General features: G+C 68.2%; 14 protein-coding genes and 3 rRNA genes. 7 read left to right on the forward strand and 10 right to left on the reverse strand.

Going from position 1 to position 21,434, the window contains the following annotated elements; genetic code table 11:
* Positions 1–62: 62 nt before the first annotated feature.
* Positions 63–653: a GNAT family N-acetyltransferase gene (locus tag C8250_RS18655; RefSeq protein ID WP_138358874.1), complete on the forward strand. Its 591-nt coding sequence runs from the start codon at positions 63–65 to the stop codon at positions 651–653.
* Positions 654–762: 109 nt separating this feature from the next.
* A complete protein-coding gene (locus C8250_RS18660) occupies positions 763–1,959 on the forward strand; it encodes a crosslink repair DNA glycosylase YcaQ family protein (protein ID WP_187144894.1) in 1,197 nt (398 codons plus the stop codon).
* Between the two features lie 69 nt (positions 1,960–2,028).
* Here C8250_RS18660 and C8250_RS18665 read toward each other — a convergent pair whose 3' ends face one another.
* The 7 genes from C8250_RS18665 to mtnA all read right to left on the reverse strand — a co-directional run bounded on the left by C8250_RS18665 (position 2,029) and on the right by mtnA (position 10,484).
* A complete protein-coding gene (locus tag C8250_RS18665) occupies positions 2,029–2,742 on the reverse strand; it encodes a response regulator transcription factor (protein WP_307811558.1) in 714 nt (237 codons plus the stop codon).
* 159 nt (positions 2,743–2,901) lie between these two features.
* Entirely contained in the window at positions 2,902–3,579 is a 678-nt protein-coding gene (gene raiA / locus C8250_RS18670; RefSeq protein WP_138358880.1) for a ribosome-associated translation inhibitor RaiA, read from the reverse strand.
* A 280-nt stretch (positions 3,580–3,859) separates the two neighbouring features.
* Positions 3,860–4,573, reverse strand: coding sequence for a phosphoribosyltransferase family protein (locus C8250_RS18675; RefSeq protein ID WP_138358882.1), 714 nt, complete (start codon positions 4,571–4,573; stop codon positions 3,860–3,862).
* Positions 4,574–4,739: 166 nt separating this feature from the next.
* Positions 4,740–6,590 (reverse strand): LpqB family beta-propeller domain-containing protein, encoded by a 1,851-nt coding sequence (locus C8250_RS18680; RefSeq protein WP_232485805.1) that lies wholly within the window; start codon positions 6,588–6,590, stop codon positions 4,740–4,742.
* Positions 6,590–8,494 carry an MtrAB system histidine kinase MtrB gene (gene mtrB, locus C8250_RS18685; protein WP_138358884.1) on the reverse strand — a complete coding sequence of 635 codons (1,905 nt, stop codon included), beginning with the start codon at positions 8,492–8,494 and terminating at the stop codon, positions 6,590–6,592. Before mtrB ends, C8250_RS18680 begins: the two co-directional genes overlap by 1 nt.
* A gap of 1 nt (position 8,495) precedes the next feature.
* Positions 8,496–9,173 (reverse strand): two-component system response regulator MtrA, encoded by a 678-nt coding sequence (mtrA, locus tag C8250_RS18690; RefSeq protein WP_138358886.1) that lies wholly within the window; start codon positions 9,171–9,173, stop codon positions 8,496–8,498.
* A gap of 243 nt (positions 9,174–9,416) precedes the next feature.
* Complete coding sequence (gene mtnA, locus C8250_RS18695; protein WP_138358888.1) at positions 9,417–10,484, reverse strand: S-methyl-5-thioribose-1-phosphate isomerase; 1,068 nt, start codon at positions 10,482–10,484, stop codon at positions 9,417–9,419.
* Between the two features lie 87 nt (positions 10,485–10,571).
* Between mtnA and C8250_RS18700 the strand changes: the two genes are divergently transcribed.
* The 5 genes from C8250_RS18700 to C8250_RS18720 are packed head-to-tail and all read left to right on the forward strand — an operon-like array spanning position 10,572 to position 16,031.
* Positions 10,572–11,834 carry a glycerophosphoryl diester phosphodiesterase membrane domain-containing protein gene (locus tag C8250_RS18700; protein WP_138358890.1) on the forward strand — a complete coding sequence of 421 codons (1,263 nt, stop codon included), beginning with the start codon at positions 10,572–10,574 and terminating at the stop codon, positions 11,832–11,834.
* 6 nt (positions 11,835–11,840) lie between these two features.
* Entirely contained in the window at positions 11,841–12,482 is a 642-nt protein-coding gene (locus tag C8250_RS18705; RefSeq protein WP_138358892.1) for a DUF4129 domain-containing protein, read from the forward strand.
* Positions 12,479–13,741: a DUF4350 domain-containing protein gene (locus C8250_RS18710; protein WP_138358894.1), complete on the forward strand. Its 1,263-nt coding sequence runs from the start codon at positions 12,479–12,481 to the stop codon at positions 13,739–13,741. The genes C8250_RS18705 and C8250_RS18710 overlap by 4 nt, the downstream gene beginning before the upstream one ends.
* Entirely contained in the window at positions 13,738–14,703 is a 966-nt protein-coding gene (locus C8250_RS18715; RefSeq protein ID WP_138358896.1) for a MoxR family ATPase, read from the forward strand. Before C8250_RS18710 ends, C8250_RS18715 begins: the two co-directional genes overlap by 4 nt.
* 17 nt (positions 14,704–14,720) lie before the next feature.
* Positions 14,721–16,031: a DUF58 domain-containing protein gene (locus C8250_RS18720; RefSeq protein ID WP_138358898.1), complete on the forward strand. Its 1,311-nt coding sequence runs from the start codon at positions 14,721–14,723 to the stop codon at positions 16,029–16,031.
* A gap of 249 nt (positions 16,032–16,280) precedes the next feature.
* Here the strand turns inward: C8250_RS18720 and rrf are convergent.
* The 3 genes from rrf to C8250_RS18735 all read right to left on the reverse strand — a co-directional run bounded on the left by rrf (position 16,281) and on the right by C8250_RS18735 (position 21,413).
* A 5S ribosomal RNA gene (rrf, locus tag C8250_RS18725) occupies positions 16,281–16,397 on the reverse strand.
* Between the two features lie 78 nt (positions 16,398–16,475).
* Positions 16,476–19,600, reverse strand: a 23S ribosomal RNA gene (locus C8250_RS18730).
* 288 nt (positions 19,601–19,888) lie between these two features.
* Positions 19,889–21,413 (reverse strand): 16S ribosomal RNA (locus C8250_RS18735).
* The 16S, 23S and 5S rRNA genes sit together here, the layout of an rRNA operon.
* Positions 21,414–21,434 lie beyond the last annotated feature (21 nt).

Consider the following 21,434-nt stretch of genomic DNA (forward strand, 5'->3'; position numbering starts at 1 on the left):
CACCCCGCGTAGTGATACAAATCGCTTTTTCAACCGGCCCGGCGGTCGGCGATACTCCGCTCATGGAGCCCATCACCCTCACCACCGAACGCCTGGTTCTGCGCACGCTGGGGCCGGCCGACGCCGACGCGGTGTACCAAGCCTGCCAGGACCCGGAGATCCCCCGCTGGACCAGCGTCCCGTCGCCGTACACGCGTCAGGACGCGGCGGATTTCACCGGTCCGGTGAGCGCCCAGGGGTGGGCCGACGACATCCTCTACAACTTCGGCGCCTTTACCAGGGACGGCGGCACGCTGGTCGGCTCCGTCGGACTGGTGCGGCTCGGCAAGCTGGGCGCGCCCGACCACCAGGCCGAGCTCGGCTACTGGGCGGTCAAGGAGCAGCGCGGCCGCGGGTACACCGTGGAGGCCGGCCTCGCGGTGTGCCGGTGGGCCTTCGCCGACCTCGGCGTGCAGCGGATGGAGTGGTTCGCGGACGCGGGCAACGAGGGATCGCGCGCGGTCGCCCGCAGGATCGGCTTCGTCATGGAGGGCACCATGCGGGCCAAGATCGTCCACAACGGCACCCGGCGGGACTGCTGGACCGGTTCGCTGCTCCCCTCGGACCTGGGGCTTCCGCTGGCGACGCCGTATCTGCCCTTCCCGGGCGAGTAGGGATCCTCGGCGGGCGAGTGGGACCTCGGCAGGCGGTGCACGGGTCGCGGGCGGCCGGGTCGCCGGTGGGCCCGGGGCATTGTCAGTGGCGCGTTCTAGGCTCTCCGGCATGACACCGCTGCCCCGCCCCGTAGCCACCCTGTCCGCGGACGATGCCCGCCGGATCGCCCTGCGCGCGCAGGGCCTGCTCGGCGTCCCGGACCGGCGCGCCGGGGTCCGCGGGGTGCTGCGCCGGCTGGGAGCGGTCCAGCTCGACACGATCTCCGTCCTGGCGCGGTCGCACGAGCTCATTCCGTACGCACGGCTGGGCGCCGTGGGCCGGGACGCCATCGAGAAGGCGTACTGGACCGAGTCGCACGCCTTCGAGTACTGGTCGCACGCCGCCTGCATCCTGCCCATCGAGGAATGGCCGCACTTCGCCTTCCGGCGCCGCGCCCGGCGGGACCGCGGCCACCGCTGGCACGTGCTGGAGGACGCCGACCGCTCGTGCGGCGCCGTACTGGACCGGCTCAAGGCCGACGGGCCGCTCACGTCCACGGAACTGGGCGGCGCCAAGAACGGCGGCCCCTGGTGGGACTGGTCGGAGACGAAGATCGCGGTGGAGTGGCTGCTCGACACCGGCCAGGTGGTCTGCACCGAGCGGCGCGGCTGGAAGCGCGTCTACGACCTGGCGGAGCGCGCCATTCCGGACGCTCTGCTGCACGACGACATCGATGACGCGGAGTGCATGCGGCGGCTCGTGGCGCAGGCCGGGGCGGCGATGGGCGTGGCCACCCGCGCCGACCTCGCGGACTACCACCGGCTCAAGGGCGAGCAGGTGATGGCGGTGATCGAGGGCTCCGGACTGGTCCCGGTGGAGGTCGAGGGCTGGGGCAAGCCGGCCTGGGCGGACCCGCTGGTGCTGGACGCCGAGTCCGCCGCGAAGCGCGGCCGGCACCGTACGACCCTGCTGTCCCCGTTCGACTCCCTGGTCTGGGACCGGCCGCGCACCGAGCGGATCTTCGGTTTCACCCACCGGCTGGAGGCGTACGTCCCCAAGCCGAAGCGCATCCACGGCTATTTCGCGATGCCGCTGCTGGCGGGCGGTAATCTGGTGGGCCGGGTGGACCCGGCACGCGAGGGCAGCACCCTCGTGGCCCGGCAGGTGACGCTCGACGGCCCGAAGGCGGTGCAGCCGGCGGCCGAGGCGATCGCCGAGGCGGCGGGCTGGGTCGGCTGCGTGGAGGCGCGGGTGGAACGGGTGCTGCCGGAAGCGCTGCGGGAGCCGCTGGCGGACGCCCTGAACCGGACCCACGACCGCCGCTGACCCGGCGCCCCTTGCCCGGCGCCGGCGTCTCCTGTTGCTGGCTACCGGCCACCGGACACCGGCTACCGGCTATCTGATTTCGAGGATCTTCTCGCGCATCGCGTAGACCACGGCCTCCATCCTGGAGTGCAGCTGCAGCTTCTCCAGGATGTTGCGCACGTGGTTCTTCACGGTGTTCTCGCTGATGAACAACTGCTTGGCGATGTCACGGTTGTTCAGACCGGTCGCCACGAGCTTGAGCACTTCCAGCTCCCGGTCGGTGAGCCGCGGTGCGGGCACCAGCCGCCGCTCGTCGGTCCGCTGGATCATCGACTTGAACTCGGTGAGGAGCTTGGACGCCATCGAAGGGCTGATCTGCGACTGGCCGTCGGCGACCGCGCGGATGGCGGTGGCGACCTCGTCCGTGGAGATCTCCTTGAGCAGATATCCCGTCGCGCCGGCCTTGATCGCTTCGTAGAGGTCGGCCTCTTCATCGCTTATCGTCAACATGATGATCTTGGCGCTGGGGGCGACCTCCTTGATGGAGGTGCAGGCCTCGATACCGCCGCGCCTGGGCATCCGGACGTCCATCAGCACGATGTCCGGCAGCAGGTCGGCGGCCTTCTCCACCGCCTCCGCGCCGTCCCCCGCCTCGCCGATGACCTGGATGTCCTCCTCCTGCGCGAGGACGATCTCCAGCCCCCGCCGGAACAGGGCGTGATCGTCGACGACCAGTACCCGGATGGGCTCCTTGCGGGGCGCCTCCAGGTGGTCCCTCGCAGGGGCGTGCCCCTCGTCGCTGATGTCTGCGGGCTCGAAGCTGTCCGGCATCAGATCCTCCCCCTCAGGCCAGAGTTGGCAGCTACACCCATGCTTTCATGATTGGGGCCTGTCCGGGGCGCGGCGTCGCCCCCGGGAAAGGCCCCGGGGGCGATGCCATCCATGGTGCGTTTCAGCTGTGAATCAGCGGCGTAGCGCGCCGCCCGCGCCTGCGGGCGCCTCCTCGGCGGACGGGTCCGCCTTCAGGTGAATGACTCCGTAGTCGTAGCCGTGCCGCCGGTAGACGACACTCGGTGAGCCCGTGTCGGAGTCGATGAACAGATAAAAGTCGTGCCCGACCAGCTCCATCTCGTAGAGAGCCTGATCGAGCGCCATCGGCGCCGCGGCGTGCGTCTTCTCGCGCACCACCAACGGGCCGTCCCCCTGTACCTCGAGCGGCCCGATCCGGGTCGTCGGTACGGCGTTCTCCACGGCCGGTGCGGGCGCCGAGCCGTTCAGCTCGCCGGTCAGCGAGGCTGTGGCCTGGGCGACGCTGAGGGGCGTACGCCCTCCGCCGTGATGCACCCGGCGCTTGTCGGCCGCCTTGCGCAGCCGCGCCTCCAACTTGGCCACCGCGAGGTCGAGCGCGGCATACGGATCGGCCGCAGAGGCCTCGGCTCGCACCACGGGGCCGCGGGTGTTCAGTGTGATCTCCACCCGGTCGGAACGGTCCGACTGGCGGGGGTTGAGCTCTTTGGACACCTCGACGTCAAGGCTGATCACCTTGCCATCGAGCTTCTGGATCTTGTCCAGCTTCTCGGTCACGTGCTTACGGAACCGATCAGGCACGTCGGTCTTGCGGCCCTTGATGACGATGTCCACTCAGAACTCCGTTCCGGATCGCTCCGAACACGCGGAGCGCATCCCATTCGCTTAGGCCGGCCGGGCACCTGTCCCGTCCGGCGCTGCGTCAGCTGCTGCTTCTCCTGCCCCGGAATTCCCCGGAGCCACCGAAGCGGCCGCTTTCACCTCCTTCTCCCCCACCAGCAAGATCAACACCCCATGATGTTCACCTTGCCTCACAACCGAACATAGTCCTGAGGAGCGAAGGTCGGCATCCCCAGCATCGGTATACCTCCGTTCGGGTGAACGCCCGGCTGTACTAGCTGCAACGATGTCTTTCAGGCCAAAGTTCCGTTCCCACCGGCCCCGCGACGACCGCCGCACCGGCGATCCGGCCGCCCGCCGCCTCCACCGCCCGCGCCGCCGCGGCCAGCGACGCCCCGGTGGTCATCAGGTCGTCCACCAGCACCACAGGAGCCACCTCCAGCAGCCTGTGGCCACCGCTTGCGGCCACCACGGCACCCGACAGGTTCTCCAGCCGCTCGCGCCCGCTCAGCCGCGCCTGGTCTGCGACCGCCCGCCGCTGGCGCAGCACGGCGGCCACCCGCGCTCGCTGCCCCGACCGGCGCAGTTCCCCGGCCGCGCACCGTGCGATCCGCCGGGTCGCGTCGTGCCCCCGGGCCGCGACCGTCCGCCGCGCGGAGGGCACCGGCACCAGCAGCAACGGCCCCACTGCGCCCACCTTGAGCACCGCCCCGGCCAATGCCGCGCCCAGCGGCCGTGCCAGCCCCAGAGCGCCGCGTTCCTTGTGCGCGAGCACCACCGCCCGCACCTCGTCCGCGTAGGTCGCCGCGGCATGGACCACCGGCAGCCCGCCCGGCGCCGGATCCGGCCGCACCCGCCGCACGGCCGCCCCGTCCGTCGAGCCCAGCAGCTCTCCGCACGCACCGCACAGTGCCGTGCGCGGCCGGCCACATCCCGCGCAGTCGACCGGCAGGACCAGTCCGGTGAACTCCCGCCACCACGCCCGCATGGCCACCACTCTGCCCGCTGCGGGATCCCTTCACCAGACCCCCGCCCGGCCTGTGGATAACCCCGCGCGGGAGAACCGTGGCGGAGCCCGCACCGGATGCCCGCCAGGGCCCGGAACCCTCACCGGGCTCCGGACAAGGCCCTCACCAGGGGTGTCGTGCCGGACGTCAGCCCGGGTAGACCGGCCCGATGCCCTTCGCCGCGATCTGCTTCCAGTTCGCGTCCTGCGCCAACAGCCGGTAGATACCGCCCTTGTACGCCGCCAGCAGCGGCTTCGTCTGGTCCTCCGACGCCGCCACCGAGGCCGCGTCGCTGATGCCCGGCAGGGCGGGCGTGGACGGCAGTGAGCCGTCCGTGTTGATGTACTGGATCTGCTGCAGGCCACCCGATTCGGTCCCGACCACCAGCAGGCGGCTGCCGCCCGCCCAGGACGCGGCGGTGACGTCCTCCAGCTGCGGAGTCACGCCCTTCAGCGCCGTCACCGTGATCACGGGCACCTCCGCCGTCCCGCCCCGCTCGATCCGGCCGAGCTTCAGCGTCGTCCGGCCGCCCTTCTTCACCAGCATCGCGATCCGCGTCCCGTCCGGTGCGACGCGCAGCGACTGGATCCGCCCGTCGCCGAGATCCGGCACCGGCACCTCGTAGGGCTCGCCCGTACCGCCGCGCAGCATCAGCAGCCGGGACCGCGGGCCGTCGCGGTCGGCCACCCACAGGTTGCCGTACCCGTCCCAGCTGGGCGCGCTCAGACCGTCGTTCGCGGCGTGCGCGGCGCTGGTGAACACCACCCGTCCGGGGTCGGCGGAGCTCTTGGCGATACTCGCGACGATCAGCTCGCGGCCGCCGGTCCTGACCCCGGCCGCGAACTGCTCGTCCCGCTGCACCGCGGCCGACACGAGCTTCGCGGTGGCGCCGCCGAGCACGCCCGGCACGGTCTCCGCCAGCGAACTGCTGTCGTCGGGCAGCGCGACGAGCTGCTGGTGGTCGTCGATGAAGAACTGCCGGGGCGAGACCCCGCTCAGCGTCTCCGGCAGATACGGCTTGGCCCGTTCGTCCGACAGGGTGCACGCCGAATCGCCGTTCGCGCGCTGCACCTCCACCGAGGTGATCTTCGTCGCCGACTGGCTCTGCGCCGTGGGCAGCAGTTGCGCCGCCAGCCGCTGGCACTGCGCCGCGTCCAGGCGGTCCGCCATCGAGTTCAGCCGCACCCGCAGATGCTGCGAGTCATCGAGGGAGACGCCGTGGTCCGCGTCCTTGTTGTAGAGCGCCACGCCCTTGGGCGCCGCGGAGCGCACCACGGGACCGAGCCAGTCGGTCGGGCCGCCGAGCATCGCCGAGACCGCCGACTCCAGCGAATTTATCCGCCGCCGCAGATACACCGGGTCGGCCACCAGCGTCGGCGCCCCCGCACTGGGTGTCCCGAGGTTGGCGAAGTAGTACATGTTGACGGAGTGGTAGATCCGCTGGAAGTCCGACTCGGTGAGCACCAGCCCGTTGTCGACCGAGTCGATCCGCCACTCGTTCTTCTCCTTCACCAGCTGGAAGGAGGTGTGGAACGTCGTGCCGTCACCCGAGGTGTAGGCGTGCTTCTCGTCCACCGCCGCGACCTGCGTACCGCTCAGCCCGAACGTGTGGAGGCCCTCCTTGCGCGCGGTCCCGGCCTGCTCCTCGACCGGCGACGGGCCGCCCGACAGGACCGTGATCTTCGCGAACGGGTCCCAGTGCTGGGCCATCGACGTCGTCAGGTACTCCTTGGCCGTCGCGTACTCGGCCTCGTCACTGGTGGTCGCCTCCAGGAACCCGCGCACGATCTGGTCGGGGTACTCGCCGGGCTGCGGCTTGATCCCGAGCACCTGCACCTGCTGGTCCGAATCGGCGCTCTGCTCCCCCGCGACCTTGTGCACCTCGCCGCTGCCCGGCATCGACGCGCATCCCGCGAGCAGCACCGCGCAGACCACCGGCAGCCACAGCCGGTCCTGCCGACCGCCCCACCCGGTCCGCCGCTCCCCCATCGCCCGCATCAGCGTTCGTCCTCCCGTGCAGAGTCTCCCGGGACACCCGGCTCGTGCCCCACCACCCGCGACCCGTTCCCGGGCAGCGCCGCGGGGTTCGCGGACGGCGGCCGCGCCGGTGCCGACGGCATCGGCGGCAGCGCGGGCGACAGCGGGGAGGTGCGTGGCATCGGCGGCGCGTCCGGCCGCGGCGGCGCGCCGGAAGCGTTCAGGCCGCGATTGCGCCGGGAGTCCTCGGGCTCCAGCGCGATCGGTGAGCCGCGCAGGCTCTCGCCCGCGGTACGCGGCAGCGTCATGCGGAACTGCGAGCCGCCGCCGGGCTCGCCCCATGCCTGCAGCCACCCGCCGTGCAGCCGGGCGTCCTCCACCGCGATCGACAGGCCGAGGCCCGTTCCGCCGGTGGTACGGGCCCGCGCCGGATCGGCGCGCCAGAACCGGTTGAACACCCGGGTCGCCTCACCGGGCTTGAGTCCCACGCCGTAGTCCCGCACCGCGACCGCGACCGCCCCGTCGGCCGTCGCCAGCCGGACCACCACATCGCGGCCCTCACCGTGCTCCACGGCGTTGACCACGAGGTTGCGCAGGACGCGCTCGACCCGGCGCGGGTCGGCCTCCGCTATCACCGGCTGCTCGTCGCCCCTGATGATCACCCGGCTGCCCTTGCGTTCGGACAGCGGCTCGGCGGCGTCCACCACGCGCCGCACCACGTCGCGCAGGTCGATCGGTTCGGCGGACAGGTCCGCGGCGCCCGCGTCGAACCGGCTGATCTCCAGCAGGTCGGACAGCAGCCCCTCGAACCGGTCGAGCTGGCTGCCGAGCAGTTCCGCGGAGCGCGCGGTGACCGGGTCGAAGTCCTCACGGGCGTCATGGATGACGTCCGCGGCCATCCGGACGGTGGTGAGCGGGGTGCGCAGCTCGTGCGAGACGTCCGAGACGAAGCGGCGCTGCAGCCGGGACAACTCCTCCAGCTGCTGGATCTTGATCTGCAGGGTCTGCGCCATCTTGTTGAAGGACTCGCCGAGCCGCGCGATGTCGTCCTCGCCCGAGACCTTCATCCGCTCCTGGAGCCGGCCGGCGGCGAGCCGCTCGGAGATCCCGGCGGCCATCCTGACCGGGGTCACGACCTGGCGGGTGACCAGCCAGGCGATGGCCCCGAGCAGCACCACGACGAAGATCCCCGCGGTCGCCAGGGTGCGCTTGACCAGACCGAGGGTGGTCTCTTCCTGATCGAACGGGAAGACGTAGTAGAGCTGGTACGGCTTGCCGTTCACATCGCTGAGCCGCTTGCCGATGACCAGGGCGTTCTGCGGCTTGGAATCGTTCTCCCGCTTGATCGTCGCGTAGGTCTCGTGCGACCCGGAACGCGTCTCGACGCTGTCCCGCAGGTCCTGCGGAATACTGTCGTCCGGCAGCAGCAGGCCCGAGGTGCGCGGGCCGCGGGCATCGGCGCCGTCACCGGTCCCGGGGCTGAGCGCGACGACCGAGTAGACGCCCTTGCCGCCACTGGCGAGCTGGCCGACCAGGTTGGTCAGCCAGGTGCCGGAGTCGATCATTCCGCGGGTGGTCGCACCCCCCGCGACCGGAACGGCGTCCCGCTCCTTCTCCTTGTCGGCCTGCGCCTGCGCCACGGAGAAACCACCGCTCGCCTGGCCCCGCGACGCCTGTTCCTTCGCGTCGAGCAGACCGTTCTTCACCTGCCCGATGACGACCACACCCAGCAGCAGCACGACACCCAGCGACATCAGCAGCGTCACCGCCACCACGCGCAGCTGGATATTGCGCCGCCACAGCCGGACAGCGGGCAGCAACGGACGGCGTGCCCAGCGCACGCACGAGCGCAGCACCGGCAGCAGACCGCTCAGCGGGTCCGCATGCCGGCTCTCCAAGCGCTCACGCTCGTACGACGCCGACATGTCAGCCCGGACCGGCCTTGTAGCCGACGCCGCGGACGGTCACCACGATCTCGGGACGCTCGGGGTCCTGCTCGACCTTGGAGCGCAGCCGCTGGACGTGCACATTGACCAGCCGGGTGTCGGCCGCGTGCCGGTATCCCCACACCTGCTCCAGCAGCACCTCGCGGGTGAACACCTGCCAGGGCTTGCGGGCGAGCGCGACCAGCAGGTCGAACTCCAGCGGGGTCAGCGCGATCGGCTGGCCCTCCCGCTTGACGGAGTGCCCGGCCACATCGATGACGAGGTCACCGATCGCGAGCTGCTCGGGTGTCGGCTCCTCCGCCCGCCGCAACCGGGCCCGGACGCGTGCGACCAGCTCCTTCGGCTTGAACGGCTTGACGACGTAGTCGTCGGCGCCGGACTCCAGGCCCACCACGATGTCGACGGTGTCGCTCTTCGCGGTGAGCATGACGATAGGTACCCCGGACTCCGCACGGATCAGCCGGCATACATCGATGCCGTCCCGACCCGGGAGCATGAGGTCGAGGAGAACCAGATCAGGCTTGGTCTCCCGGAAAGCGGCAAGAGCCTTGTCACCGTCTGCTACGAACGACGGCTCAAAACCTTCACCACGCAGCACGATGCCGAGCATCTCGGACAGTGCGGTGTCGTCATCGACGACCAGGACTCGACCCTTCATTGCATCATCATCCCATTGTCGTAACCGTTTGATCGACCAGCGTGTTAATAGTCACCTCGTCCGCGGGCGTGTCTGCGCAGGTCAGCGGTCGGCCTGCGGTATCGCGCCCCGTTGAAAAATGGCGTATAGGTCACTCCGGTACTGCGCACAGACGCCAGTGCAGGATCTCGCCACTGACCGTGCAACCGTGCGCCAGAGCCCAGGGACAGGTTACGCAGCGCAAGCGGCCCACGGATCCGGCCGTCACTCCGCCCCGGGACCGCACATCACCCTGAGTGCGTCCGCCGTGACGGGTGAAACCACACCGCGCTCCGTGACGATGGCCGTGATCAGCTCCGGCGGCGTGACATCGAACGCGGGGTTGTACGCCTGGGCACCGAGCGGAGACCCCAGATCCGTCACCTCATGGCCCGGACGCTGCTCCACCTCGATCGCGGCCCCGTCCGGAGTCGCCAGGTCCACGGTCGTGCACGGTGCCACCACGATGAACGGGACGTTGTGGTAGCGGGCGAGCACCGCCAGCGGATAGCTGCCGATCTTGTTCGCCGTCGAACCGTCGGCGGCGATGCGGTCCGCGCCGATCAGCACCGCGTCGACCTCGCCCGCGGTGAAGAGCGAACCGGCCGCGTTGTCGGTGAGCACGGTGTACGGCATGCCGGTGCGGGCCGCCTCGTACGCCGTCAGCCGGGCGCCCTGGAGCAGCGGACGGGTCTCGTCGACCCACAGCCGGCGCAGCTCACCGGACCGGTGCACCGCCAGCACGACGGCGAGCGCCGTGCCCTCGCCGCCGGAGACCAGCGCCCCGGTGTTGCAGTGCGTCAGGATCCGATAGCCACCGCCCGGCGCCAGCTCCGCCAGCAGTTCGGCACCGCGGCGGGCCATGGACGCACTGGCCGCCGCGTCCTCGGCGTGCACCGCACGGGCCTCGGCGAGCACCGCCGCCGCTGCCGCGTCCAGGCCGCCGGGCAGCGCCGCCCGGTACACGTCCACCGCCCGGCGCACCCCGTACGCCAGATTGACGGCGGTCGGCCGGGCACCCGCGAGCAGGTCCGCCGCCTCGTCCACGTCATAGCCACGCGCCGCGGCGAGGGCCACTCCGTAGGCCCCGGCGATCCCCAGCAGCGGCGCACCCCGCACCGCGAGATCGCGGATCGCCCGCACCAGCGCCTGCACATCGGTGCAGACCAGCTCCACCTCCTCGGCCGGCAGCCGGGTCTGGTCGAGGAGCACCAGCACCGGTCCTTCCGGCGGCTCCTCCCAACGGAGCGCGGGAATCACATCGGCCGCCGGTATCAAGAACTGATCACCCATCCGCCCAGTCTGCCCTGCCGGGCCCCACCGGCGGCAGCCCATGGCACGATGGCCAGCACACTGAACGCAGGCGAAGGGGCAGCAGCAATGAACGACACTCCGGGCTGGGCATCGCCCGGATCCTCCGACTCCGACGAGCCGGAGCGCGGCGACAGTCCCCAGGCGCCGCCCCCACCCCCCGCTCCGCAGGACGCGGCTCCGAACTGGTCCAAGCAGCAGCCCCCGCCGGACCAGTGGTCCGCGCCGGCCGGCGGCGGCTGGGGCAGCCCGCCTCCGCCGCCCCCGCAGCCCGGCCCCGGCTGGGGCGGTGCCCCGGGCGGCTGGCAGTCGGCACCGTGGGGCCGGCCCCCGGCGGCCAAGCCCGGGGTGATCCCGCTCCGCCCGCTGGGCGTCGGTGAGATCCTCGACGGCGCGGTCTCCACCATGCGCGCCCACTGGCGGGTCGTGCTGGGCATCTCCCTGGCCGTCGCCCTGGTCACCCAGGCCGTACTCGTCGTCCTCCAGGGCCTGTTCCTGAACGAGAACTCGGACTTCAACCAGGTCCAGAAGGACCCGAACGCGACGTCCGGCGAGATCCTGCGCTCGGCCGGCGGCGCCCTCGCCGGTTCCGGCATCGCGGCCCTGATCAGCCTGCTCGCCATGATCTTCGCAACCGCGATGCTCACCATGGTCATCAGCCGCGCGGTACTGGGACGACCGGTCACCACCGGCGAGGCCTGGCGGGACTCCCGTCCCCAGCTGCTGCGCCTGCTCGGACTGACCCTGCTGCTCCCCCTGATCGCCCTGCTGATCATCGCGGCGGGCACCGTGCCGGGCATCGTGATCATCGCCCTGGGCGGCACCGGCGGCGGTATCGCCCTCGCCGTGATCGGCGGCCTCGCCGCCTCCGTCGTCGCGATCTGGCTGTCAGTCCGCTGGAGCCTCGCCTCTCCCACCCTCATGCTGGAGAAGCAGGGCGTCATCACGTCCATGAAGCGCTCCATGAAACTGGTCCGCGGCGCCTGGTGGCGGATCCTCGGCGTCCAGCTGCTCGCCTGGGTCCTGGTCACCATCGTCTCCATGATCATCCAGACTCCGTTCACCCTCATCGCCGGGGCCGTCAGCGGAGACGGCATGACCTCCTTCATGTCCGAGAACGCGAACCTCGGCTGGACCTTCCTCATCGTCACCGCCATCGGCGGCGTCATCGGCACTGCCATCACCCTCCCCATCAGCGCGGGCGTCACCGCCCTGCTCTACATGGACCAGCGCATCCGCCGCGAGGCCCTCGACATCGAACTGGCCCGCGCCGCAGGCCTCCCGGGCTACGGCGACACCCGGACCCCGGACCGCACCACTCCCGAGAGCTGACCCCAGGTGTCGGGGGACGCACCGGTCACCACCCCGCGCGACGCCGCCCGCGAAGCGGCCGAGCACGAGCTGTCCAAGGGGATCTACCACCAGCACGACCCGAGCCTGTTCCAGCGCGCCCTGGACTGGCTCTGGGAGAAGGTCGGTGACCTCCTGACCGTGGCCTCCGGCGCCACCCCTGGCGGCGGGGTGGGGCTGCTGGCCATCGTCCTCACCGTCGTCCTGCTGCTGGTCGCCCTGCGCTGGCGGCTCGGCAAGGTGCGCCAGGTCTCCACCGGCGGGCCCGGCCTGTTCGGCGACCGCACCCGCACCGCCGCGGAACACCGCACGGCCGCCGAGCAGCACGCCGCCGCCCGCAGATGGACCGAGGCGTCCCAGGAACGGATGCGCGCCCTCGTCCGCGCCCTGGAGGAACGGACCGTCCTGGACCCGCGTCCCGGCCGTACCGCCGACGAAGCCGCCGCGGACGCCGGCCGCGCGCTGCCCGGCCACGCCACCGAACTGGGCGACGCCGCCCGGCTCTTCGACGACCTCACCTACGGCGGCCGCACCGGCACCGAGCAGACGTACACGGTCCTGCGCGACCTCGACAGCCGGCTGCAACGCGCCAAACCCCAGTTCGCCGGCGCCGGGGACGCCCGCCCATGACCACTCCCCTCTCCGCGGCACCCGCCCCGCCGGCCACCTCTGCCGCCGATCCCGCCGACAACACGGGCGACACGTCGGTCTCCCCCACCGCCCGCCAGCTGTGGACCCGCTCGCGCGCCCTCCTGGCAGCCGCGCTCGCCGTCCTCATCTTCGGCATCGGCTATGCCGCGCTGCGCTCCGGCGAAAGCCATGGAGCACTGGACCCCCGCTCCGCCGACCCCGCGGGCAGCCGCGCCGTCGCCCAACTCCTCGCGGCCCAGGGCGTCACCACCACCGTCGTGACCACCACCAACGAAGCCACCGCCGCGCTCGGTACGGACACCACCCTGCTCGTGGCCGTCCCCGACCTGCTCACCCCACATCAGCAGTCCCTCCTCCACAGCGCCGCCGAACAGTCCGGCGGCCGTACCGTTCTCGTCTCCCCCGGCCCCTCCGCGGCCGAAGCGCTCGCCCCCGGCGTCCAGGCCCTCGCGCCCACCGCCACCCGGACCCTCGCCCCGCAGTGCTCGCTGCTCAGCGCCATCCGCGCGGGCGACGTCGAGCTCGGCGGCGTCGAGTACGCGACCTCCGTCCCCGGCGCCGACAGCTGCTACCTCAGCGGCGGCAACCCGACCCTGATCCGGCTGCCTGCCGCCGGAACCGGCGACACCGTCGTCCTCGGCTCCGCCGGCCTCCTCACCAACAACCGCCTCGACGAGCAGGGCAACGCCTCCCTCGCCCTCCAACTCCTCGGCGCCCACCCGAAACTGGTCTGGTACCTCCCCTCCCTCAGCGACACCTCCGCACTCGACGGCGAGCGCAAAAGCTTCTTCGACCTCATCCCCGACGGCTGGAGCTGGGGTCTCCTCCAGCTGCTGATCGCCGCCGTCATCACCGCCCTCTGGAGAGCCCGGCGGCTCGGCCCCGTCATCGCCGAACGACTCCCCGTGGCCGTGCACGCCTCCGAAACCACCGAAGGCCGCGCCCGCCTCTACCGCCGGGCCAACGCCCGGGCCAGGGCCGCCGAAGCACTGCGCCAGGCGACCCGCGACCGGCTCGCACCGATCGTCGGCATCTCCCCGGCCCCCGCCCCGGAGGCCCTTGTCGCAGCCGTCGCCGCCCTCCTCGGCAGCCCCGGCACCGGCGGCCCGGATCCCGACCCGGGCGCGCTGCTCTACGGCCCGCCCCCATCCGACGACGCGGCCCTGCTGCGTCTGGCCGACGACCTCGACGACCTCGAGCGCCGGATCACTTCCACAGAGAGGTACGCAACTCCGTGAGCGCCCCGACAGCCGACAGTGCCCGCACCTCACTCGAGGCCCTGCGCACCGAAATCGCCAAGGCCGTCGTCGGCCAGGACGCAGCAGTGACCGGCCTGGTGGTCGCACTGCTGTGCCGCGGCCATGTCCTCCTGGAAGGCGTCCCCGGAGTCGCCAAGACCCTCCTGGTCCGCGCCCTGGCAGCCTCGCTCCAACTGGAGACCAAGCGCGTCCAGTTCACGCCCGACCTCATGCCCGGCGACGTCACCGGTTCCCTCGTCTACGACGCCCGCACCGCCGAGTTCTCCTTCCAGCCCGGCCCGGTCTTCACCAACCTCCTGATCGCCGACGAAATCAACCGCACCCCGCCCAAGACCCAGGCCTCCCTCCTCGAAGCGATGGAGGAACGCCAGGTATCGGTCGACGGCACTCCGCGCCTCCTCCCCGACCCGTTCCTGGTCGCAGCCACCCAGAACCCGGTCGAGTACGAGGGCACCTATCCCCTCCCCGAAGCCCAACTCGACCGATTCCTGCTGAAGCTGATCCTTCCGCTGCCTTCGCGCGCCACCGAGATAGACGTCCTCACACGGCACGCGGAAGGCTTCAACCCCCGGGACCTCGCGGGCGCCGGACTGCGTCCCGTCGCGGGCCCCGACGACCTCGAAGCCGCCCGCGCCGCCGTCGCCAAGACGTCCGTCTCCCCCGAGATCACCGGCTACATCGTCGACCTCTGCCGGGCCACCCGAGAATCCCCCTCCTTCACCCTCGGAGTGTCACCGCGTGGTGCGACCGCCCTGCTGGCGACCTCGCGCGCCTGGGCCTGGCTCACCGGCCGGGACTACGTCACTCCCGACGACGTCAAGGCCCTCGCCCTGCCCACCCTCCGCCACCGGGTGCAACTCCGGCCCGAGGCCGAGATGGAGGGCGTGACGGCCGACTCGGTCATCACCGCGATCCTCGCCCACGTCCCCGTGCCCCGCTAGGCCGGCAGGAACAGCCCATGGCACTCACCGGACGCACCGCCCTTCTCGCCGCACTCGGCGCCCTCGCCGTCGGTGTGCTGCTCCCCGGCTGGAGCGGCATCCTCGCTGTCGAAGGCGTTCTTCTGCTCGGAATTCTGTGCGACCTCGCGCTCGCCGCGCCAGTACGAAAGCTCCATTTCACTCGAATCGGTGATACATCCGTTCGACTCGGTGAAACCGCGAACGTCACGCTGACCGTCACCAACCCCGGCCGCCGGCCGCTGCGCGCCCTGCTGCGCGACTCCTGGCCGCCCAGCAGCTGGCACCCGGGCACCGAAGTGGCCGCGTCCCGGCACCGGTTGGTGGTCCCACCGGGCGAGCGCCGCCGCGTCACGACCGTGCTGCACCCGACCCGCCGCGGCGACCGCCAAGCCGAACGTGTCATCGTGCGCTCGCACGGTCCGCTCGGCCTCGCCGCCCGCCAGGGCTCGCACAGCATCCCGTGGACCGTCCGCGTACTGCCGCCCTTCACCAGCCGCAAGCACCTGCCCTCCCGGCTGGCACGGCTCCGCGAACTCGACGGCCGCACCTCACTTCTGACCCGCGGTCAGGGCACCGAGTTCGACTCGCTGCGCGAGTACATCCCCGGCGACGACACCCGCTCGATCGACTGGCGCGCGAGTGCCCGCCGCACGACCGTCGCCGTACGCACCTGGCGGCCGGAACGCGACCGGCACATCCTCATCGTGCTCGACACCAGCCGGACCTCGGCGGGCCGGGTCGGCGACGCTCCCCGGCTCGACGCCGCCATGGATGCCGCGCTGCTGCTCGCCGTCCTCGCCGGCCGGGCCGGCGACCGCGTGGACCTCCTCGCCTACGACCGCCGCATCCGCGCCTCCGTCCAGGGCCGCAGCACCACCGACATGCTTCCGGCGCTCGTCAACGCGATGGCGCCGATCGAACCCGAACTGGTCGAGTCCGACGCCAGGGGCCTGGTCGCCGCGATCCTGCAGCGCGCCCCGCGCCGATCCCTCGTCGTCCTGCTCACGGGCCTCGACGCGGCCCCCATGGAGGAGGGCCTGCTTCCCGTCCTCCCCCAGCTCACCCACCGGCACGAAGTCCTCATCGCGTCCGTGGCCGACCCCCGCATCGAGGAAATGGCCCGGGGCCGCGGCACACTGGACGCCGTCTACGCGGCAGCAGCAGCCGAACAAGCGCGAGCCGAACGCCGCCGCACCGGCCAGCGCCTCTCCCGCCACGGCATTACCGTCGTCGACGCCCCACCCACGGACATCGCCCCCGCTCTGGCGGACGCGTACCTGGCCCTGAAGGCCGCCGGCCGCCTCTAGTGCTGGGACCGCTGAGGTTCGCCGGGGAGTACGGGTTCACCATCGCCGGCTGAGGGTGTACGGGACACTACGATCGGTTCGAGAAGGCGTCGTGGTGTGTTGATCGCGTGAGACAGGGGATCGTCATCAGAGGCGGCCGGATCGAATCCGGGGCCCGGCTCGATACTGCTGCCGGCAACACCGTTGGATCGGCACCGAGAACGCAAAGAAGCCCCCAGGCAATAGCCTGGGGGCTTCTTCTCAAAAATTGTTCGGCGGCGTCCTACTCTCCCACAGGGTCCCCCCTGCAGTACCATCGGCGCTGAAAGGCTTAGCTTCCGGGTTCGGAATGTAACCGGGCGTTTCCCTAACGCTATGACCACCGAAACACTATGAAGTTAACCAACCGGGTATTATCACGGTTCGTTACTTCAGAACTACACAGTGGACGCGAAGCAAAAATAGTTAGACAAGCCCTCGGCCTATTAGTACCAGTCAGCTCCACCCGTTACCGGGCTTCCACATCTGGCCTATCAACCCAGTCGTCTACTGGGAGCCTTAACCCCTCAAAGGGGGTGGGAATACTCATCTCGAAGCAGGCTTCCCGCTTAGATGCTTTCAGCGGTTATCCTTTCCGAACGTAGCCAACCAGCCATGCCCTTGGCAGGACAACTGGCACACCAGAGGTTCGTCCGTCCCGGTCCTCTCGTACTAGGGACAGCCCTTCTCAATATTCCTACGCGCGCAGCGGATAGGGACCGAACTGTCTCACGACGTTCTAAACCCAGCTCGCGTACCGCTTTAATGGGCGAACAGCCCAACCCTTGGGACCGACTCCAGCCCCAGGATGCGACGAGCCGACATCGAGGTGCCAAACCATCCCGTCGATATGGACTCTTGGGGAAGATCAGCCTGTTATCCCCGGGGTACCTTTTATCCGTTGAGCGACGGCGCTTCCACAAGCCACCGCCGGATCACTAGTCCCGACTTTCGTCCCTGCTCGACCCGTCAGTCTCACAGTCAAGCTCCCTTGTGCACTTACACTCAACACCTGATTGCCAACCAGGCTGAGGGAACCTTTGGGCGCCTCCGTTACTCTTTAGGAGGCAACCGCCCCAGTTAAACTACCCACCAGACACTGTCCCTGATCCGGATCACGGACCGAGGTTAGACATCCAGCACGACCAGAGTGGTATTTCAACGACGACTCCACAACAGCTGGCGCTGCCGCTTCAAAGTCTCCCACCTATCCTACACAAGCCGAACCGAACACCAATATCAAGCTATAGTAAAGGTCCCGGGGTCTTTCCGTCCTGCTGCGCGAAACGAGCATCTTTACTCGTAGTGCAATTTCACCGGGCCTATGGTTGAGACAGTCGAGAAGTCGTTACGCCATTCGTGCAGGTCGGAACTTACCCGACAAGGAATTTCGCTACCTTAGGATGGTTATAGTTACCACCGCCGTTTACTGGCGCTTAAGTTCTCAGCTTCGCCACACCGAAATGTGACTAACCGGTCCCCTTAACGTTCCAGCACCGGGCAGGCGTCAGTCCGTATACATCGCCTTACGGCTTCGCACGGACCTGTGTTTTTAGTAAACAGTCGCTTCTCGCTGGTCTCTGCGGCCACCCCCAGCTCAGGGAGCAAGTCCCCTCACCAGTTGTGGCCCCCCTTCTCCCGAAGTTACGGGGGCATTTTGCCGAGTTCCTTAACCATAGTTCACCCGAACGCCTCGGTATTCTCTACCTGACCACCTGAGTCGGTTTAGGGTACGGGCCGCCATGAAACTCGCTAGAGGCTTTTCTCGACAGCATAGGATCATCCACTTCACCACAATCGGCTCGGCATCAGGTCTCAGACTATATGTCGCGCGGATTTGCCTACGCAACGCCCTACACCCTTACCCCGGGACAACCACCGCCCGGGCTGGACTACCTTCCTGCGTCACCCCATCGCTTACCTACTACCACCTTGGACCGGCGGCTCCACCACTCCCCTTTGCCCGAAGGCTCCAGGACGGCTTCACGGCCTTAGCATCAGAGGGTTCGATACTGGGCGTTTCAAAGCGGGTACCGGAATATCAACCGGTTGTCCATCGACTACGCCTGTCGGCCTCGCCTTAGGTCCCGACTTACCCTGGGCAGATCAGCTTGACCCAGGAACCCTTAGTCAATCGGCGCACACGTTTCCCACGTGTGTATCGCTACTCATGCCTGCATTCTCACTCGTGTACCGTCCACGACTGGCTTCCGCCGCCGCTTCACCCGGCACACGACGCTCCCCTACCCATCCCCGCACCCGTTAGGGCTTCACACGGGAATGACACGACTTCGGCGGTACGCTTGAGCCCCGCTACATTGTCGGCGCGGAATCACTTGACCAGTGAGCTATTACGCACTCTTTCAAGGATGGCTGCTTCTAAGCCAACCTCCTGGTTGTCTCTGCGACTCCACATCCTTTCCCACTTAGCGTACGCTTAGGGGCCTTAGTCGATGCTCTGGGCTGTTTCCCTCTCGACCATGGAGCTTATCCCCCACAGTCTCACTGCCGCGCTCTCACTTACCGGCATTCGGAGTTTGGCTAAGGTCAGTAACCCGGTAGGGCCCATCGCCTATCCAGTGCTCTACCTCCGGCAAGAAACACGCGACGCTGCACCTAAATGCATTTCGGGGAGAACCAGCTATCACGGAGTTTGATTGGCCTTTCACCCCTAACCACAGGTCATCCCCCAGGTTTTCAACCCTGGTGGGTTCGGTCCTCCACGAAGTCTTACCTCCGCTTCAACCTGCCCATGGCTAGATCACTCCGCTTCGGGTCTTGGGCGCGCGACTCATTCGCCCTATTCGGACTCGCTTTCGCTACGGCTACCCCACACGGGTTAACCTCGCCACACACCGCAAACTCGCAGGCTCATTCTTCAAAAGGCACGCAGTCACGACTGTGCATGCAAGCATGCACAGCGACGCTCCCACGGCTTGTAGGCACACGGTTTCAGGTACTATTTCACTCCGCTCCCGCGGTACTTTTCACCATTCCCTCACGGTACTATCCGCTATCGGTCACCAGGGAATATTTAGGCTTAGCGGGTGGTCCCGCCAGATTCACACGGGATTTCTCGGGCCCCGTGCTACTTGGGTGTCGCACAAGCAAGCCGTACAGATTTCAGCTACGGGGGTCTTACCCTCTACGCCGGACCTTTCGCATGTCCTTCGCCTATCCATACGGTTTCTGACTCGCCCAACAGTCGGCAGACTGCTGAAGTGCGATCCCACAACCCCGCATACGCAACCCCTGCCGGGTATCACACGCATACGGTTTGGCCTCATCCGGTTTCGCTCGCCACTACTCCCGGAATCACGGTTGTTTTCTCTTCCTGCGGGTACTGAGATGTTTCACTTCCCCGCGTTCCCTCCACATACCCTATGTGTTCAGGTATGGGTGACAGCCCATGACGACTGCCGGGTTTCCCCATTCGGACACCCCCGGATCACAGCTCAGTTGACAGCTCCCCGGGGCCTATCGCGGCCTCTCGCGTCCTTCATCGGTTCCTGGTGCCAAGGCATCCACCGTGCGCCCTTAAAAACTTGCCTTACAGATGCTCGCGTCCACTATGTAGTTCTCAAGCAACGAACCCTCCCCCACTCCGCTTCGATCAACTCGAAGGTTCATGAGGCCGGCGTCGAGAGGGGACTTTCGTTCCCTCAGGACCCAACAGCGTGCCCGGTACGGTCAACTCGTTCTGATTTCCACGCCGAAGCAGTACTGACAGAACAAACAAACCGTGCCGAATAGTCAACGTTCCACCCATGAGCAACCACCGCCGAACAGATGCCGGCGTAATGGCCCTGGACCGCTTTCGCAGCCAGAATGCTCCTTAGAAAGGAGGTGATCCAGCCGCACCTTCCGGTACGGCTACCTTGTTACGACTTCGTCCCAATCGCCAGTCCCACCTTCGACGACTCCCTCCCTTGCGGGTTGGGCCATCGGCTTCGGGTGTTACCGACTTTCGTGACGTGACGGGCGGTGTGTACAAGGCCCGGGAACGTATTCACCGCAGCAATGCTGATCTGCGATTACTAGCAACTCCGACTTCATGGGGTCGAGTTGCAGACCCCAATCCGAACTGAGGCCGGCTTTTTGAGATTCGCTCCACCTTGCGGTATCGCAGCTCATTGTACCGACCATTGTAGCACGTGTGCAGCCCAAGACATAAGGGGCATGATGACTTGACGTCGTCCCCACCTTCCTCCGAGTTGACCCCGGCGGTCTCCTGTGAGTCCCCATCACCCCGAAGGGCATGCTGGCAACACAGAACAGGGGTTGCGCTCGTTGCGGGACTTAACCCAACATCTCACGACACGAGCTGACGACAGCCATGCACCACCTGTACACCGACCACAAGGGGGGCCGTATCTCTACGGCTTTCCGGTGTATGTCAAGCCTTGGTAAGGTTCTTCGCGTTGCGTCGAATTAAGCCACATGCTCCGCTGCTTGTGCGGGCCCCCGTCAATTCCTTTGAGTTTTAGCCTTGCGGCCGTACTCCCCAGGCGGGGAACTTAATGCGTTAGCTGCGGCACCGACGACGTGGAATGTCGCCAACACCTAGTTCCCAACGTTTACGGCGTGGACTACCAGGGTATCTAATCCTGTTCGCTCCCCACGCTTTCGCTCCTCAGCGTCAGTAATGGCCCAGAGATCCGCCTTCGCCACCGGTGTTCCTCCTGATATCTGCGCATTTCACCGCTACACCAGGAATTCCGATCTCCCCTACCACACTCTAGTCTGCCCGTATCGAATGCAGACCCGGGGTTAAGCCCCGGGCTTTCACATCCGACGTGACAGACCGCCTACGAGCTCTTTACGCCCAATAATTCCGGACAACGCTCGCACCCTACGTATTACCGCGGCTGCTGGCACGTAGTTAGCCGGTGCTTCTTCTGCAGGTACCGTCACTTGCGCTTCTTCCCTGCTGAAAGAGGTTTACAACCCGAAGGCCGTCATCCCTCACGCGGCGTCGCTGCATCAGGCTTTCGCCCATTGTGCAATATTCCCCACTGCTGCCTCCCGTAGGAGTCTGGGCCGTGTCTCAGTCCCAGTGTGGCCGGTCGCCCTCTCAGGCCGGCTACCCGTCGTCGCCTTGGTAGGCCATTACCCCACCAACAAGCTGATAGGCCGCGGGCTCATCCTTCACCGCCGGAGCTTTTAACCCACCCCCAGGAGGAGGAGAGTGTTATCCGGTATTAGACCCCGTTTCCAGGGCTTGTCCCAGAGTGAAGGGCAGATTGCCCACGTGTTACTCACCCGTTCGCCACTAATCCACCCCGAAGGGCTTCATCGTTCGACTTGCATGTGTTAAGCACGCCGCCAGCGTTCGTCCTGAGCCAGGATCAAACTCTCCGTGAATGTCTCCACGCAAGAGCGGCA

The sequence above is a fragment of the Streptomyces sp. So13.3 genome (assembly GCF_005860785.2).
GTDB classification, from domain to species: Bacteria; Actinomycetota; Actinomycetes; order Streptomycetales; family Streptomycetaceae; genus Actinacidiphila; species Actinacidiphila fildesensis.

Bases quoted from the DNA above. Each gene is read 5' to 3' on its own strand.
- C8250_RS18655 (WP_138358874.1), top strand. From the start codon at position 63: ATGGAGCCCATCACCCTCACCACCGAACGCCTGGTTCTGCGCACGCTG.
- C8250_RS18660 (WP_187144894.1), top strand. From the start codon at position 763: ATGACACCGCTGCCCCGCCCCGTAGCCACCCTGTCCGCGGACGATGCC.
- C8250_RS18675 (WP_138358882.1), bottom strand. From the start codon at position 4,573: ATGCGGGCGTGGTGGCGGGAGTTCACCGGACTGGTCCTGCCGGTCGAC.
- C8250_RS18680 (WP_232485805.1), bottom strand. From the start codon at position 6,590: ATGCGGGCGATGGGGGAGCGGCGGACCGGGTGGGGCGGTCGGCAGGAC.
- mtrB (WP_138358884.1), bottom strand. From the start codon at position 8,494: ATGTCGGCGTCGTACGAGCGTGAGCGCTTGGAGAGCCGGCATGCGGAC.
- mtrA (WP_138358886.1), bottom strand. From the start codon at position 9,173: ATGAAGGGTCGAGTCCTGGTCGTCGATGACGACACCGCACTGTCCGAG.
- mtnA (WP_138358888.1), bottom strand. From the start codon at position 10,484: ATGGGTGATCAGTTCTTGATACCGGCGGCCGATGTGATTCCCGCGCTC.
- C8250_RS18700 (WP_138358890.1), top strand. From the start codon at position 10,572: ATGAACGACACTCCGGGCTGGGCATCGCCCGGATCCTCCGACTCCGAC.
- C8250_RS18710 (WP_138358894.1), top strand. From the start codon at position 12,479: ATGACCACTCCCCTCTCCGCGGCACCCGCCCCGCCGGCCACCTCTGCC.
- C8250_RS18720 (WP_138358898.1), top strand. From the start codon at position 14,721: ATGGCACTCACCGGACGCACCGCCCTTCTCGCCGCACTCGGCGCCCTC.